The 14,193-nt window shown below is 65.1% G+C and carries 12 protein-coding genes; 5 read left to right on the top strand and 7 right to left on the bottom strand.

Annotated elements, in window-relative coordinates; genetic code table 11:
* Positions 1 to 12 precede the first annotated feature (12 nt).
* Complete coding sequence (locus J0X27_RS05515; protein ID WP_207271403.1) at positions 13 to 1,833, bottom strand: S9 family peptidase; 1,821 nt, start codon at positions 1,831 to 1,833, stop codon at positions 13 to 15.
* 197 nt (positions 1,834 to 2,030) lie between these two features.
* Here J0X27_RS05515 and J0X27_RS05510 point away from each other — a divergent pair, with 197 nt between their 5' ends.
* The 3 genes from J0X27_RS05510 (at position 2,031) to J0X27_RS05500 (ending at position 4,320) form a co-directional block, all read left to right on the top strand.
* Positions 2,031 to 2,690, top strand: coding sequence for a hypothetical protein (locus J0X27_RS05510; protein WP_207271402.1), 660 nt, complete (start codon positions 2,031 to 2,033; stop codon positions 2,688 to 2,690).
* 94 nt (positions 2,691 to 2,784) lie between these two features.
* Positions 2,785 to 3,846 (top strand): glycosyltransferase family 4 protein, encoded by a 1,062-nt coding sequence (locus tag J0X27_RS05505; RefSeq protein ID WP_207271401.1) that lies wholly within the window; start codon positions 2,785 to 2,787, stop codon positions 3,844 to 3,846.
* Positions 3,847 to 3,912: 66 nt separating this feature from the next.
* Positions 3,913 to 4,320: an HIT family protein gene (locus J0X27_RS05500; RefSeq protein WP_207271400.1), complete on the top strand. Its 408-nt coding sequence runs from the start codon at positions 3,913 to 3,915 to the stop codon at positions 4,318 to 4,320.
* A 60-nt stretch (positions 4,321 to 4,380) separates the two neighbouring features.
* Here the strand turns inward: J0X27_RS05500 and trpB are convergent, their stop codons facing one another.
* From trpB to J0X27_RS05480, 4 genes are all read right to left on the bottom strand, one after another.
* Entirely contained in the window at positions 4,381 to 5,532 is a 1,152-nt protein-coding gene (trpB, locus tag J0X27_RS05495) for a tryptophan synthase subunit beta (protein ID WP_207271399.1), read from the bottom strand.
* Positions 5,533 to 5,694: 162 nt separating this feature from the next.
* On the bottom strand, positions 5,695 to 6,678 hold the full coding sequence (locus J0X27_RS05490; protein ID WP_207271398.1) for a YeiH family protein: 984 nt from the start codon (positions 6,676 to 6,678) through the stop codon (positions 5,695 to 5,697).
* Entirely contained in the window at positions 6,678 to 6,821 is a 144-nt protein-coding gene (locus J0X27_RS05485) for a hypothetical protein (RefSeq protein WP_207271397.1), read from the bottom strand. Before J0X27_RS05485 ends, J0X27_RS05490 begins: the two co-directional genes overlap by 1 nt.
* A gap of 295 nt (positions 6,822 to 7,116) precedes the next feature.
* Complete coding sequence (locus tag J0X27_RS05480; RefSeq protein WP_207271396.1) at positions 7,117 to 8,802, bottom strand: NADH-quinone oxidoreductase subunit D; 1,686 nt, start codon at positions 8,800 to 8,802, stop codon at positions 7,117 to 7,119.
* Positions 8,803 to 8,983: 181 nt separating this feature from the next.
* Here J0X27_RS05480 and J0X27_RS05475 point away from each other — a divergent pair, with 181 nt between their 5' ends.
* Positions 8,984 to 9,919, top strand: coding sequence for a phosphatase PAP2 family protein (locus tag J0X27_RS05475; RefSeq protein WP_207271395.1), 936 nt, complete (start codon positions 8,984 to 8,986; stop codon positions 9,917 to 9,919).
* A 65-nt stretch (positions 9,920 to 9,984) separates the two neighbouring features.
* On the opposite strand, the gene J0X27_RS05470 is transcribed toward J0X27_RS05475, so the two are convergent.
* Positions 9,985 to 11,049, bottom strand: coding sequence for a PAS domain S-box protein (locus J0X27_RS05470; RefSeq protein WP_224214651.1), 1,065 nt, complete (start codon positions 11,047 to 11,049; stop codon positions 9,985 to 9,987).
* A 294-nt stretch (positions 11,050 to 11,343) separates the two neighbouring features.
* Positions 11,344 to 12,123, bottom strand: coding sequence for a prolipoprotein diacylglyceryl transferase (locus J0X27_RS05465; protein WP_207271394.1), 780 nt, complete (start codon positions 12,121 to 12,123; stop codon positions 11,344 to 11,346).
* 385 nt (positions 12,124 to 12,508) lie between these two features.
* Here J0X27_RS05465 and J0X27_RS05460 point away from each other — a divergent pair, with 385 nt between their 5' ends.
* Positions 12,509 to 14,095, top strand: coding sequence for a sulfatase (locus tag J0X27_RS05460; RefSeq protein ID WP_207271393.1), 1,587 nt, complete (start codon positions 12,509 to 12,511; stop codon positions 14,093 to 14,095).
* Positions 14,096 to 14,193: the final 98 nt, after the last annotated feature.

Genomic DNA, 14,193 nt, shown 5'->3' with positions numbered 1-14,193 from the left:
ATCGGCGGTCGATCAAACGTGCTCGTCGAGGAAATCCGCGATCGCGGAGTACGCCTCGATGCGGTTCTCGAGTTTCGAGAAGCCATGGCCCTCGTCCTCGAAGATCAGTTTCCGCATGGGGACGCCTTGCTCGGCCGCTTTCTCGGCGATCTGTTCGGCTTCGCCGACCGGGACACGGGGGTCGTTCTCGCCGTGGAGGACGAACAGCGGTGCCTCGATGTTCTCGACGTTATTGATCGGTGAAACGTCTTCGAGGAACTCGCGGTCCTCGGCGAGGCTCCCGTACTCGGCTTCTCGCAACTCGCGCCGCCAGTCGCCCGTGTTCTCGAGGAAGGTGACGAAGTTGGCGATGCCGACGACGTCGATGCCGGCGGCCCACAGATCGGGGTACTCGGTCAGCGCGGCAAGCACCATGAACCCGCCGTAGGAGCCGCCCTTGGCGGCGATCCGGTCGGGATCGATCGCGGGGTGGTCCCGCAGCCACTCGACGCAGGATTCGATATCCGCCACCGAGTCCATCCGGTTCTCGACGTCGTCCAGCGCCGCGTAGTCCGCGCCGTAGCCCGACGAGCCCCGGACGTTGGGTTCGAAGTAGGCGTAGCCCCGGTCGAGGAAGTACTGCTTGACGCTCGAGAACGAGGGGCGGCGCTGGCTCTCGGGGCCGCCGTGGATGTCGACGATGACGGGCGTCTCGCCCTCGGTATACTCGTCCGGGAGGGTGAGAAAGCCCGGCACATCGAGTCCGTCAAAGCTCTCGACGGTGACGAGATCGGAGCCGTCGAACGATTCGCGGGGGATGCCCGCAGTCGGCGCGTCCGTCCAGCGCTCGGTTGCGCCCGTCTCGATGTCGACCACGAAGACGTTCGTGTTGACCGTGTCGCCGGTCGTCGAGAGGGCGAACCGTTCGGCGTCGGGGTCGAAACTCACGCCGCCGGAGACCCCGCCCGGCAGGTCCGGTTCGGGGAACGTCTCGAACGACGTGGGGTCGTCGGGATCGAACTCCCCGACGGTCAGATCGGTGTAGCCCTCGACGTTTCGCGAGTAGACGAACCGCCCGGTCTCGTCGTCGAGTGCGATCCCGTCGACGTTCCAGCCATCGCCGTCGATTACGGTCTCGAGGTCGCCGCTCTCGAGGTCGAGATAGGCCAGATACAGCGTGTCGGCCTCGCCGTCGTCGGTGACCAGATAGATCCCCGTGCCGTCGGGAGCCCAGCTTGCGCTCTGATAGCGGACGTCGCCCTCGTGGGGCGTGAGATGCTCGAGGTTACCCTCGTCGGCTGCGAGGTCGAGCACGTACAGGTCCTGATCGAAGTTGGAGTACGCCTGCGAGACGAGCAGCCGGGAGTCGTCGGGCCTCCAGCCCGACAGCGAGAGCCAGCCGTCGCCCTCGTAGACGAGCCGTGCGTCGTCTCCCGTCTCGTCGCGACCCTGCACGTAGACGTCGAAGACGGACTCGTCGCGACGGTTCGAGGTGAAGGCGAACCGCTCGCCGTCGTGGCTCCAGCCGCCCCACCGGTGTTTGGCCGTGGGCATCGTCGTTACGTTCTCGATCTCGCCCGTTTCGGCGTCGAGGCGGAACAGCTGTGCGCGCTCGTTGCCGCCCTCGTCCATCCCGAAGATCAGTTCCGGCCGCTCGGGCGACCACGAGGCGAAGGTCACCCGTTCGTCGTAGAAGGTCCGCTGCTCGGGCCAGGCACGGGCCGACTCGAGGGTCCAGACCTGTGCGGTGCCGGTCGTATCCATCAGGAAGGAGAGCCGCTCACCGTCGGGGCCAAAGGAAGCGCCGTACGCGCTCCGAACGTTCAGATAGCGCTCGATGTCGTAGCTGCTCATGCCAGAGCCGTACGGACTCGACGGCGTAGTCGTTTCGGTCGCCAGTGGGGTGCGTGGAGGCGAGTAGGTGCCGGTTACGCCCGATCGGCCGTCCGTCTCGGGACTCGAGCGGAGGCGAGTCGTAGCCCCGTCGTCGGAACGGCACGGTCGGCGATGGCTGTGCTTAACAAAGCGACCGAATCTGGCAGGGACGGTCAATGGAAGGCGAAACCGACGCGTCCTCGGTCGGGACCGTCCTCGTGACGACCGTCCTCATCCTCGCGGTCTTCGGGCTAACCGTTGTGGCCGTCGGTCCGGAACTGTTCGTGGCCGACTCGCTCGACGAGCCCGAGACCGAGAGTGACGCCGAACCGCTCGAGACGACGGCTGGTGACGGCTCCGGAGACGATGGTGTCGCTCCCGGGAGCAACGAATCGGACGCGAATTCGACCGCCGGAAACGAAACCGAGAGCACTGACGACGGGCCGGCCGACGAATCCGAGAGCGACGGTGGGTTCCCGTTCGATACCGACGATGAGGAGGACGCTGACGACGACACGGACGGAGACGAGTCCGAGGGGAGCGACGAGGAAACGGACGACGATCCGTTCGGCACGGATGAGGGCGAGGATGGACCGGACGAGGGCGACGACGAACCGGATGACGGCGAGAATGGATCGGACGAGGGCGACGACGAACCGGATGACGGCGAGGATGGACCGGACGAGGACGACGGCGAACCGGATGACGGCGAGGATGACGAAGGCACTACCGACGGCGAATCCGATGCCGACTCGGACGATACCGACGATAGCGTTTTCGATGGCGTCGATTCGTTCCTCGAGGAGCGCGGTCTCGACGACGCGACCGACGACTGAACGAGGGCACTCGTCACGAGGCGACGACGACGTTGCGCCGGCACGCTGCGAGAAAAAAGTGATTTTATAGCCCACGACTGCGTGGCGGCCGAGTATGCGCGTCGCGTTCGTCTCGTTGAAGACGGATCACCACCACGATACTGAGACGAACCAGCGGTTCCGGACCGTTCTCGAGTTGCTGGCGGAACGCGGCCACGACGTCCACTGGTACTGTAGCGGGTTCTGGGCCGGCGAGGAGACCACGTTCGAAGACGGCGAAATCACCTATCACGCGGTTTCGACCGGCCCAGAAGCCCGGAGTTCGTTTCTCTGTCGACTCCCGTTCGTCCTGGCAGCTGCGGGCCCGGACGTGGTCCACGTCGGCGCACGCCCGCCGAGTCAAGTTCTCGCGGCCAGCTGGGGCGCGACGCTCGCTCGAGTGCCCCTCGTCCTCGAGTGGTACGGCGACGGCGGCGTGACCGAGACGCGGTGGACGCGGTTCGCGACCGGGCGACCGGATCGGATCGTCACTCCCTCGGAGCTCGTCGGGACGTGGATCCGCGAACTCGGGGCCGATGGCGACGTCGTCGAGACCGTTCCGAATCCGATCGACTGCGACCGAATACGAGACGTGGAGCCCGGCGACGCGGTCGACGTGATCTACGCCCGACGGCTCGACGAGGGTGCCAACCTCGAGAGCCTGCTGTTGGCCCTCGCCGAACACCGCGACCGCGAGTGGGAGGCGACGGTCGTCGGCGACGGCCCCGAACGGGACGCCTACGAGGAACTCGCGAGCGACCTCCGGATCGCGGATCGCGTGACGTTCGTCGGCGACCTCGATCTCGAGGAACGGGTCGCGGCGTATCGCGGGGCCCACGTCTTCGTCCAGACGGCCGACCACTGCGTCTTCCCAACGGAGATGCTGTGGGCGATCGCGGCGGGCTGTGTCGGCATCGTCGAGTACCACACGAACTCGAGTGCCCACGAACTCGTCGAGGGGTGGGATCGGGGATTCCGGACCACCAGCGAGGCGGAACTGGCCGAGGCGATCGTCGCCGCGGGCGACCTCGAACACCGCGAGTACGACGATACCTTCGCCGACTACGACCGGTCGGCGGTGGCAGACCGGTATCTCGAGCACTACCGCAAGCTACGGGCGGAGTACGGGTTTCTATAGTCACGCCGATCCAGCGCCGGCTTCGAGTAGGGTTACCTATATGTTCGATCGCAAGAAAAGGCGGCTATGGACGACTGTGAGTTCTGTCGGATCGTCGCCGGTGAGCGACCGGCCCACGTTCTCTACGAAGACGAGCGAACCGTCGCGTTTCTCGACGAGAACCCCGCCGTGACGGGACACACCCTCGTCGTTCCCACGCTCCACGAAGAGGGACTCGTCACGACCGACGAATCGACCTCTATGGCGGTCTTCGAGACGGTTCGGACCGTCGGGAACGCACTGAAGGCGGCGCTCGAGCCGACCGGCTTCAGCGTCTTTCATACCTCCGGTCCCCTGGTCGGGACCGTCGACCACGCACACGTCCATCTCGTGCCGCGCTTTGCCGACGACGACGTGACGCTGTCGCTGTCACGCGATCGGCTCGATCCCGACGAGGGGACGCGACTGCGGGACCGCGTTCGAACACAGCTGTGACCGCGTTCTCACGTTCCGGCTCCCGGACGATCGCTCTCGGAACCGGTCGATCCGACGATCTCAGAGATCGAACTTCGCGGCTGCGGTCTCCATGTCCTTGTCGCCGCGTCCCGAGAGATTCACGAGGATGGTGTCGTGCTCGCCGTCCTCCGCGAGTTGGATCGCTCGAGCGATCCCGTGGCTGGACTCGAGAGCGGGGATGATCCCCTCGGTCTCGCTCAGTTCGCGGAAGGCCGCGAGCGCCTCGTCGTCGGTAACGCCCTGATACTCACAGCGACCGACGGCCCGATACATCGCGTGTTCGGGGCCGACACCGGGGTAGTCCAGCCCCGCGGAGACGGAGTAGACCTCGACGTCGTCGTCGATGACGCGCGTTTTCATCCCGTGGATGACGTCGTCGGTACCCTTCGCGAGCGGGGCGGCGTGTCGACTCGAGTTCGATCCTTTGCCGCCGCCTTCGGCACCGTAGAAGTCGACGGGGTCGTCCCGGAACGCGTGGAAGAGGCCGATCGCGTTCGAGCCGCCGCCGACGCAGGCGACGGCGGCGTCGGGCAGGTCGCCCGTCCGCTCCTGTATCTGCTCGCGGGCCTCGCGACCGATGACGCTCTGGAAGTCCCGGACCATCCGCGGGAACGGGTCGGGACCGACGACGCTGCCCACCAGATAGTGGGTGTCGTCGACGTTCTCGGCGAAGTCCTCGAGCGCCGCGTCGACGGCGTCGGCCAGGCCCTCGTCACCGCGGGTGACCTCGTTGACCTCGGCACCCATGAGTCGCATCCGGAAGACGTTCATCTCCTGGCGTTCGACGTCTTTCCGCCCCATGTAAATCTCCGTCTCGAGGTCGAGCAGGGCACCGACCATCGCGGTCGCGGTACCGTGCTGGCCGGCCCCCGTTTCGGCGATCAGCCGCTCCCGACCGGCCCGCTTCGCGAGCAGGGCCTGCCCGAGACAGTTGTTGATCTTGTGGGCCCCGCCGTGGAGCAGATCCTCCCGCTTGAGGTAGATCTCCGCGTCGTAACGCTCGCTCAGGTTGCGCGCGTAGTACAGCGGCGTCGGTCGACCGGCGAACTCCTCGAGCAATCCCCGTAACTCGGTCTGGAACGACTCGGTCTTCGCGACGTCGTCGTAGGCCGTCGCCAGTTCCTCGAGTGGCTCTCGAAGCGGTTTTGGGACGTGCCGACCGCCGTATCCCTCGAACTCTCCGTTGGACATATGCCGGTTGGTTGCGCACTCATCGTCAAGTAAGTTCCGTGCTCTGGATCGCGGGTGAGCGCGATTCGGTCGGGACGGGCCGAAAGTATTACCGGTATCGTCGACGACTCGTTTCGCTTCGGGTCGACCCACGAGACCGGATCGAGCGGACCGGCGACGAACTCAAAACAGGAGCGAGAGGATCGTCAACGAGAGCAGGCTTCCGACGAGCAACGCCAGCAGCACGACGAACGCGGGCACGACGCCGGTATTCCGCACGTCGGCGAGGCGGATTTCGGTTCCGAGTCCGACGAACGCCAGCAGGAACAGCCAGTTGTACGCGTTTTCGATCGAGGCCTGCTGGGCCGACGAGAAGACGCCGAGACTCGAGAGCGCGGCGAGAGCGAGAAAGCCGAGCACGAATTTCGGGAACTCCGCCCAGAGGGTTCGGACGGACGCGGTGGTTCCGTCTCCGCTCCCCGCGTAGTAGCTCGCGTATCCGAGGACGACGACGCCGATCAGGGCGTTTCGCGAGAGTTTCGTCATCGTCGCCCACTGGCCGGCCACGTCGGAGTAGGCAAAGCCCACTGCGACGGCCGGTCCGGTCGAGAACATGCTGACCCCGGCCCACGTCCCGAAGACCGCGCCGGACAGGTCGAGCAGGTCGCCGACGATCGGGTAGACGACGATCGTAATCGCATCGAACAGCAGGACCGTCGCCGCCGCGTAGGCGACTTCCTCTTCCCGTGCCCGGACGGCACCGGCGACCGCGACGACCGCCGAGACGCCACAGATGCTCGCACCGGCGGCGAGTAGCGTCCCTAGCCGTTCGGACAGTCCGAAGACGTTTCGCGCGAGGAGTTCGACGACGGCGAGCGTGCTCCCGGTGATCGCTATCACGACGAGGAAGACGGGACCACCGACCTCGAGGACGGTCGCGGTCGATATCGACGCCCCCATGAGGACGATACCGGTCCCCAGCCACAGTTTGTGCGTCGCGACGCCGGGTTCGAGTTCGTCCGGGAAACCGACGGCGTTCGTGACGACGACGCCCAACGCGATGGCGACGAGCAAGTGATTGACGCCGACGACGCGCGCGAGCGATCGGGCCACCACGGCACCGACACAGAGAGCGACGAACCCCGGAAGCAGCCGGCGAACGCCCATTACCAGGGAATCGGCACGCCGAAGACGCTGTGGAGTGTGACGATCGTTGCACCGACGACCACGCTCTTCCAGTCGCGCTCGAGCGCTGCCCAGCGAGCCCTGACGGCACCGGCCCGTGGCCACCTACTGATCGACGTCGACATACCTTCGAGTCCGGACACGCGACAGTTAACAGTTGTCTCTCCCGTCGGAGATAGCGGAGTATATTTCTCCTACTCGCGACGGGTGGCCGTTCACCGTCGGAACTGGTCTCCCCACGGGAGCCACTCGAGAACCCCCCGCCCGCGACCGTTCGGCCGGTCAGCAGCCGCGATCGACCACCCTGGCTCATACTGTCGGACAGAAGTCAATACGAAGTCGATCGCGAATTTGCGGCCGTCCCCACCAGCGACGGCCGCAGCGGAGCGACCGATCTTCACGTCGTTCTGTCCAACAGTATCAGCGATCGACGCTCCCCAGCACGATGTCGAGACTGCCAAGCGACGCGATCAGATCGGCGACGTACTCTCCTTCCGCCATCTCCGGGAGCGCCGAGAGGTTATGGAAACACGGACTCCGGATCTTGAACCGGGCGGGCGAGTTCGACCCGTCCGCACGGATGTAGATCCCGAGTTCTCCCTTCGCACTCTCGACGGCGCGGTAGGTCTCGGTTCCGGCGTCCGGTTTGAGCGTTCGGGGGACGTTGCTCTGGACCGTCCGCTCGTCCTCGGGCCACTCCTCAAGTAAGTCGAGACACTGCTCGATGATCTTCGCGGACTCCTCGACCTCGCGGAGGCGAACGAGGACCCGTGCGTGGTTGTCACAGCCGTCCTCGACCACGACGTTCCACTCGAGGTTCTCGTAGTAGCCGTAGGGGTCGTCCCGACGGATGTCGTAGTCGATGCCCGACCCGCGGGCGACGGGGCCCGTACAGCCGTAGTCCTTGGCGACCGCTGGCTCGAGCACTCCGGTATCGATCGTCCGGATCTGGAAGATCTCGTTGCCGGTCAGCAGGTCGTGGTACTCGTCGACCTTGGCGGGGAGTTCGTCGAGGAAATCGCGGCACTTCTCGACGAACTCCTCGCGGGGTTCGGGCAGGTCCCAGCAGACCCCGCCCAGCCGGAAGAAGTAGAACATCATCCGCTGGCCGGTGAGGTCCTCGAGGATGTCCTGGACGACTTCGCGGTCGCGCATGCCGTATTGGAAGATGGCCGTGAAGTCGCCGTAGACGTCCAAGGCGAACGTCGAGACCGCGAGGAAGTGGCCGAGCATGCGGCCGAACTCGGTCGCCATCGTCCGCAGGACCTGTGCGTACTCGGGGACCTCGATGTCGGCGACGTCCTCGATCGCGCGGGCGACCGCCCACTCGTTAGGCAAGTTCGCCGTGTAATCCCAGCGGTTCGAGTAGGGGATGATCTGGTGACGATAGGTCCCTTGCTGGCACATCTGCTCCTCACAACGGTGGAGATAGCCGATATCGGGTTCGACGTCGGCGACCGACTCGCCGTCCAGCACCGTCTCGAGGTGGAGGACGCCGTGGGTCGCCGGGTGGTGGGGACCGATGTTGAGGAGCATCGTATCGGACTCGTCGTCGTGGCCGTCGGCCTGGAGCGGGTTCGCGTGTTCGGCGTAATGGACGAGCTGTGGCTTGTTCTGGTCGTAGTCCAGCGCGAGCGGGTGGCCCTGCCACGGCTCGGGGAGGAGGATCCGACGGAGGTCGGGATGCTCCTCGTACTCGATCCCGACGAGATCGTAGGCCTCGCGCTCGTGCCAGTCGGCCGTCCGGAAGACGGGTTCGGCGGACTCACAGACGGGCTCGTCGATCGGAACGGGCACGATCAACGTCACCTCGTGGCTCCGCCGGTCGTACTTCGTCATGTGGACGAGCGACTCGTAGCGATCCTCGTACTGCTGGGGCGTGAGACACGAGAGGTGGTCGAACCCCGCCTCGTCGCGCAGGAGGGCGACCACCTCCTGGACGTCGTTCGGTCGGATCACGAAGGCGGGCGCGTTCTCGTGGTCGTCCCGTCCGATCGCGTACTCGTCGAGGAGCGCCTCGAGTTGTCCCTCGTCGACGCCGTCCTCGCGGCGGTGGTCGTACTCCGGATCAATGCGCTCGCGCTCGGGTTCCGATGGGTTACTCATGTGGGTCCCCTCGACGCCGACCGATGGCGCGTTCCAGTAGCCTACAGGTGACGCGGAAATGAGGGTTTTCCCGAGCGAACGAGACTCTCGTCGACAGTGGAACGATGCTACCGGCCGGTCGACGGCCGATCGCCCGGCCGAGCGGAATCGTTTATGTGTCTCGTCGGACCTAGCATGGGGTATGACTCGAGGGCTCGGCTGGTTCGACGCGTTCCGCGAGGTCGTTCCCGAGTGGGCCGTCGTCGTGCTCGGGCTGGTGACTCAGCTGGGCGACGTGTGGTTTCTGGGCGTCCTCGTCGGGACGCTCTACTGGATCGAAACCGACGACCGGGACGATATCGCCGCCGTCGCCGGGCTCTTGCTGGCGGGCCTCTCGCTCATCACGGCGCTGAAACACGTCTTCGCGCTCCCGCGACCGGAGCGCGTCCTCGTAGAGGTCGAGGCGCTGCCGGCGGCCGTCCACCCGCTGTACGAAGCTACTGCGACGGCGACCGGCTACGGGTTCCCGAGCGGCCACGCCCTGATGTCGACGATCGTCTACCTGAGCCTGGCCGAGTACAGCGACGTCAGCACGCGTCGGCGGCGATTCCTCGGTGCCGCCGGGCTCGTGACTGCCGTCTCCCTCTCTCGAGTCGGTCTCGGCGTCCACTACCTCGTCGACGTCGTCGCGGGTGTCGCCGTCGGACTCGTCTTCCTCCTCCTCGCGTGGGGGCTCCTGAACCGCTATCCGACCCACCGCGGGACGCTCGGGTTCGGTCTCGCAGTCGGCATCGCCGCCGCTGCCCTCGTGACGAGCCGCACGGACCCCGACGCGGTTCTCCTCGTTGGCGCGTCGCTTGGCGCGTTCGCGGGCTGGCAGCTCGCGCTCCTCGCTCGAGGGCTGGACGCGGGCCAGGGGCCGATCCGAGCCGATCGCCGGCTCGCCGTCAGGGCCGTCGCCGCGGGACTCGTGATCGTCTCCCTCGTCGGTGCCACCGCCTACTACTGGCCCGTCTCGCTTCTCGCCGGGAGCGGCGCACTCGGCGTGACCGTCGCGGTGCTCGTTCCGGTCCCCGAACTGTACCACACCGAGCGCGTCCGGCGTCTCCGGCAGCGATCGCTATCCGGGTCGCAGTAGGCTCTGAAACGAGTTCCACACTACTCGCCGCCCTGTCGCGTTCGGTGTGTAGTGACGTTCAGTGGCTACTCTATTGGCGGCTGGTCCGTCTGTGGCAGCGCGATCTGAACGACGTTCCCGCGAGGTGTCTTCGCTTCGAACGAGAGTTCGCCGCCAAGCGAATCGACGCACCACTTCATTACCCACAACCCGACGCCAGAGCCGTGGTACGTACTTTTCATCACCGTCTCATCATCTAGCACCTCGATTTCCATATCCGGAATCGGCGGTCCATTATCCATGATTCGTACCACACCAAACCCGTTCTCCGGGTCTTCGGTTACTGTCAACGTCACTGTTGGCGTCTCGCTATCGTTATGGGTGACTGCGTTCTCGATCCCATGCTCGATCGCGTACCGTAATCCTTCGTCGGCGGTTACCCAGATATCCGACGGACCGGTAACTGAGATGTCGACCGCTGTGTTTTCCGATAGCGTTTCGCTAGCACATGTTTCGACGACCGTCCGAAGATTCGTGGGTTCTCGCTCCGTTGTCCCAGGTTCGACGATTCTTTCGATCTGGTCTAGCGAATCACTGAGCGTGCCGACCTCCGATGCGATATTTAAAATAGTGTCCACTTCCTCCTGCAGTTGATCGTTTTGGATGGCTGTTTTGATCCTGTCAGCGTATCCGATGAGGAGATTCATATCGTTCCGGAGATTGTGACGGATGACACGATTCAAGAGCTGAATCAGTTGTTCGCGGGTTTTGTACTCGGTAATATCGTTGATTTCGGCGATAATACACTTCGTTCCACCAATCGTCGTTCGTGTCAGGTGGACGCTGATCCACCGGTACTCTCCGTTTTTCCGTTTGACTTTCCATTCAAACGTTTGTGGATCGCCACGAGCGGCAGTCCGAATTCGGTCGACGGCCTCCTTTTTCGTGAATTGCGACGAGGGCGCAGTATACTCCTCGATAGACATCGTCCGAAGTTCGCTCTTGGAGTATCCGTACAATTGCTCTACCCGCTCGTTCATGTCGATTATTTCTCCTGTTTCTGGGTCGTGTACTGTAATTCCGACCGTCATCCCATCGAATATCCCGGGTACACTCACATTCTGCCCAACCATACTGGTCTCTACTCTCATCAGGATTCTCCGGTAGTAATAACCTTATCAAATATGTTCGATTTTCGTTTACTAACGAGTCACAACTCGGCGTCCTGTCCGTCTCTACGTGACCGTGAACTCAACTCGCTCTGGGCATGGCTTTTAACCGAGTGCTACGACGTCGAAAACCCCTCGAGAGTTTCGTAGTAGCCATCGAACCGGTAGCTGACGGGACTTCCTCGAGTCGGCCCCTCGAGACGAATCGGACCGGCCGTCCCGTCTCTCTCGACCGACGACTGGTGGGACCCCCGGGTCCGTGCTCGTGCTGACGGATTAGCGGTCGCTTTCGTCGGAGTCGTCGGCCCTTGTCGCGTCTTCCTCGTCCGTTTCGGCCTCGGACTCGCCCTCGTCGGGCGGCTCGACCTTCTTCTCCGAGGCGTCCTCCGCGGGGCTCGCCTCGGGTTCCGTGTCCGCGGTCTGGGTTGGCTGGGCCTGTGTGGGGTCGGGCCCCGTCGCCTCGCTGGTCTCGTCGGCCATCGCCGTGTCGGAGACGTCGACCGCGACGTCGTCGGTCTCGGTCTCGCGCCGGGGTTCCGTTTCCTCCTCGCCGAGATCCGGCCGCGATCGGGACTCGTCGGCTTCCGGGTCGTCCGTGAACTCGACTCGAGAGCCCGACTCCGCCGCGTCGTCGACTCCCGGGTCCGCCGAAACCTCGCCGTCGGGTCCGATCTCGGATTCACGACCGGAATCGACGCGGGTGGCGGCGGCAGCGGCCTCGTCCGACGTTTCTTTCCCCTCGGTTCCGCTCTCGATGTCCCCGCCGTCGTCGGCCGCGGACTCGCCGCTCGAGCGACGGTTGTGAAGCCCGAATCCCATCAGTCCGCTGCCGGCGATCCCCAACGGAATCGCACGTGGTCGGTTCCTGGCCAGTGCCCGAACGGCGGCTGCCAACAGGAGTCCGCCACCGAGCAGCGCCAGCGTCCCGCTCGCGAGCGCGTCGGACGCTGCTGGTGCGACTCGCCCGGCCGGTTCGGTCAGTTCCGCGGCGTCCTCGAGGTCCGCGGGGTCGTCCATCGAGACGTCCGTCGACGCGTCGTGATCGTGGTGTGTCATCGAAAACCCTCCGAGCGACGGTGCTGGTGGCTGCCGGCACTGGGAAACCGGGTGTCCGGTCTCGCTGCCGGTCGGGCCACTCGCGTCCGCTCGTGGAGCGTACGCGGGCCGGCCGGATGAACGTTGGACTGGCAGATGAATACCCGTTCCCGAACCGGTGACTGAGACGGGCTGCTGTCCCGAGTGACCGGCCCACCCACGGACGGATCGCGGGGGTCGCCGGTACTGACTGCCAGCGGTCCGTCTGACGACCGCCGTTCTCGGATCGATATCGGTCAGTGTCGACGCGGACGGTTTTTCCGGCGAAAACCGGCGCGCGCTTCGATTAGGGCCTGCATACTCCGGGCCGGTGACCTTCCCTGTCTGCCGTTGAAGTAGTCTATCCATGTCTGACGCTAACGGACGTGAGGACGAGTCACATCGTACTGTGCGGAACGTCGTTTTCGTGGTTCTCGATACGGCCCGGGCGAAAAGCGTCGGGGTGCAGCGGTTTGCGGACGGCCGACCGATGACTCCCGATCACGTCGGACTGCAATCTGTCCCCCGTGACCGAACCGGCTCGAGTACCCGTCCCGTCAGCACACGGTCGACGCCGACGCTGACGCGACTCGCCGAGGAGGGAACCGCGTTCGAGAACGCGTTCGCGACCGCGCCCTGGACGCTGCCCTCTCACGCGTCGTTTTTTACCGGTACCTATTCCTCCGAACACGGCACGCACGGCGGGCACACCTATCTCGACGACGACCTCCGGACGGTCCCCGAAGCCTTCGCCGACGCGGGATTCGAGACGGTCGGCGTCTCGAACAACACCTGGATCACCGAGGAGTTCGGCTTCGATCGCGGATTCGAGACCCTTCGCAAGGGCTGGCAGTACGTCCAGTCCGACGCCGACATGGGTGCGGTCGTCCGCGGCGAGGATCTCCGGGAGAAACTCGTCGCGACCCGCAGCCGACTCTTCGACGGGAATCCGATCGTCAACGCCGCGAACATCCTCTACAGCGAACTGTTCCAGCCGGCGGGGGACGACGGTTCCAGCCGGTCGACGGCCTGGATCGACGGCTGGCTCGCGGACAGGGACGACGACCAACCGTTCTTTCTGTTCTGTAACTTCATCGAACCCCACGTCCAGTACGACCCGCCGAAGGCGTACGCCGAACGGTTCCTCCCCGACGGTGCCAGTTACGAGGCTGCGACCGCTATCAGGCAGGATCCCCGCGCATACGACTGCGGCGACTACGACATCTCCGACCACGAGTTCGCCCTCCTCAGGGGGCTCTACCGGGCCGAACTCGCCTACGTCGATCACCAGATCGGCCGGCTTCGGGCCACGCTCGAGGCCCGCGACGAGTGGGAAGACACCCTGTTCGTCGTCTGTGGCGATCACGGCGAGCACGTCGGCGAGCACGGGTTTTTCGGCCACCAGTACAACCTCTACGACACGCTGCTCAACGTCCCGCTGGTCTGTCACGGCGGCCCCTTTACCGACGGCGACACACGCAACGAGCTCGTCAGCTTGCTCGATCTTCCCGCGACGCTGCTCGAGACCGCCGGTATCGACGACCCCGAGCTACGCGACCAGTGGTCGAGTCGGTCGCTTCACCCCGAGTCGGACGCGGAGCCACGCGAGGCCGTCTTCGCCGAGTACGTCGCCCCTCAGCCCTCGATCGAGCGTCTCGAGGCGCGGTTCGGCGAGGTTCCGGACCGGGTCAGAGAATTCGACCGCCGGCTGCGGGCGGTCCGTACGCGCGAGCACAAGTACGTCCGCGGCGACGACGGCTTCGAGCGCCTGCACCACGTCCCGACCGATCCGTTCGAGCACACCGATCGCAGCGAGGAAGAGCCCGTGCGGGTCCGGGCGCTACGGCGGCGACTCGAGGAGCGATTCGACCCCCTCGCCGAGAGCGGCGCGTCGGGCGAGGTGGAGATGCAGGAGGGAACGAAGGAGCGACTGGCCGATCTCGGATATCTGTGAGGGAGTCGACCGATTGGGGTCGACGGGGTCGTCGGCGCTCGCGAGCAACGAACCCGGCGAGAAAGACGACGAAAACCACATATCAAACGTACAACTGT

Source organism: Natrinema longum (assembly GCF_017352095.1).
In the GTDB taxonomy this organism is placed as follows: domain Archaea; phylum Halobacteriota; class Halobacteria; order Halobacteriales; family Natrialbaceae; genus Natrinema; species Natrinema longum.
Note: the sequence above shows the minus strand (reverse complement) of the source record. Positions and strands in the feature narration are given on the sequence as shown.

What these genes read in the sequence shown, in the direction of transcription:
- J0X27_RS05515 (WP_207271403.1), bottom strand. Translation starts at nt 1,833, where the DNA reads ATGAGCAGCTACGACATCGAGCGCTATCTGAACGTTCGGAGCGCGTAC.
- J0X27_RS05510 (WP_207271402.1), top strand. Translation starts at nt 2,031, where the DNA reads ATGGAAGGCGAAACCGACGCGTCCTCGGTCGGGACCGTCCTCGTGACG.
- J0X27_RS05505 (WP_207271401.1), top strand. Translation starts at nt 2,785, where the DNA reads ATGCGCGTCGCGTTCGTCTCGTTGAAGACGGATCACCACCACGATACT.
- J0X27_RS05500 (WP_207271400.1), top strand. Translation starts at nt 3,913, where the DNA reads ATGGACGACTGTGAGTTCTGTCGGATCGTCGCCGGTGAGCGACCGGCC.
- trpB (WP_207271399.1), bottom strand. Translation starts at nt 5,532, where the DNA reads ATGTCCAACGGAGAGTTCGAGGGATACGGCGGTCGGCACGTCCCAAAA.
- J0X27_RS05490 (WP_207271398.1), bottom strand. Translation starts at nt 6,678, where the DNA reads ATGGGCGTTCGCCGGCTGCTTCCGGGGTTCGTCGCTCTCTGTGTCGGT.
- J0X27_RS05485 (WP_207271397.1), bottom strand. Translation starts at nt 6,821, where the DNA reads ATGTCGACGTCGATCAGTAGGTGGCCACGGGCCGGTGCCGTCAGGGCT.
- J0X27_RS05480 (WP_207271396.1), bottom strand. Translation starts at nt 8,802, where the DNA reads ATGAGTAACCCATCGGAACCCGAGCGCGAGCGCATTGATCCGGAGTAC.
- J0X27_RS05475 (WP_207271395.1), top strand. Translation starts at nt 8,984, where the DNA reads ATGACTCGAGGGCTCGGCTGGTTCGACGCGTTCCGCGAGGTCGTTCCC.
- J0X27_RS05470 (WP_224214651.1), bottom strand. Translation starts at nt 11,049, where the DNA reads ATGAGAGTAGAGACCAGTATGGTTGGGCAGAATGTGAGTGTACCCGGG.
- J0X27_RS05465 (WP_207271394.1), bottom strand. Translation starts at nt 12,123, where the DNA reads ATGACACACCACGATCACGACGCGTCGACGGACGTCTCGATGGACGAC.
- J0X27_RS05460 (WP_207271393.1), top strand. Translation starts at nt 12,509, where the DNA reads ATGTCTGACGCTAACGGACGTGAGGACGAGTCACATCGTACTGTGCGG.